Source organism: Methylobacterium sp. V23 (assembly GCF_002917135.1).
GTDB lineage: Bacteria > Pseudomonadota > Alphaproteobacteria > Rhizobiales > Beijerinckiaceae > Methylobacterium.
Map to the genome: position 1 here is coordinate 1 of NZ_PDHT01000125.1, position 1,177 is coordinate 1,177.

The 1,177-nt window shown below is 65.5% G+C and carries 1 protein-coding gene; it reads right to left on the reverse strand.

Going from position 1 to position 1,177, the window contains the following annotated elements; translation table 11 throughout:
* A partial coding sequence (locus tag CRT23_RS27570) for a family 16 glycosylhydrolase (protein WP_210202120.1) occupies window positions 1–1,163 on the reverse strand: 1,163 nt, incomplete at its 3' end.
* Window positions 1,164–1,177 lie beyond the last annotated feature (14 nt).

Consider the following 1,177-nt stretch of genomic DNA (forward strand, 5'->3'; position numbering starts at 1 on the left):
GTGCCCGTCACGAGCTTGCCTGTCTCGGGCAGCGAACCAGAATCTGGAGGAACAGATGGATCGGGTGCAGGGGTGGGGGATGTGTCCCCAGGAGGTGTCGACGGGTTGTCAGAAGGTGGTGATGAGGTGTCGGCGTCGAACTTGAAGTCACCCGCACTGAGTTGAGCCAGCTTGATGTTCTGCAGGATCAGCTTCTCCGCTCCAGCCGTGATGATCAGGTTGCCTTCCTTGCTCGTGCTGGCGTGCGCCTGAACGTCCGAGAAGCTGGTCAGACCCAATCCGCCCACGTCGAGTTTATCGACGCCAGCCTGGAAGTCGCCGATGAAGGCACTGCCGCTGTCGCCGCTCTTGAAGACGAAGGTGTCGGCACCGTCCGCACCCATCAGCGTGTCGCTGCCCGACCCGCCCCAGAGCACGTCGTTGCCCAACCCGCCGCTGAGCTTGTCGTGACCGGCGCCGCCGTTAAGCGTGTCGTTGCCTGCTCCACCCGTCAGCACGTCGTTGCCCGCCCCGCCCGCAACCGTGTTGTTCAACATGTTGCCCGTGCCCGCAAAGGCGCCCGCGCCGGTGTAGACGAGGTTCTCCTGGTTGCCGCCCAGCGCGTAGGTGGCCAAGCTGGTGCGCACCGTGTCGGCGCCCGCGTTGGCAAACTCCACGATGGTGTTACCGGTGTCGTTGATGACGTAGGTGTCGTCGCCGCGCCCGCCCTCGAGCTTGTCTGCACCCGCTCCACCATCCAGCGTGTCGTTGCCCTGCCCGCCCAGCAGACGGTCGTTGCCGGCCCCGCCGCTCAGGCTGTCGTGCCCGCCCGCGCCCAGGATCGTGTCGTTACCGTCGCCACCCGCGACAGTGTCCGCACCATCGCCGCCCGACAGGGTGTCGTTGGCCGAGGTTCCGGTCTTGGTGACAGGAGCCAGGTCCGAGGCATCCTGGTAGACGCGGATGTAATCGATCTTGAACGGAGCCGGAAAAGGCGTGCTGGCGTTCACGCCGCTGCCGAAGCTGGAGCCAACCGACATGTTGGCGATCAGGTACATCGGGGCTTTGTCGGACTCAGGCGTGACCATGCGCCCGGTGACCTGACCGTCGAGGTAGAAGGTGATGAAGTCCGGCTGCCAGTCGACGCCGTAGGTGTGGTAGCCCTGCGACTGGTCCGTGGCCACCGTGGCCCGCACCG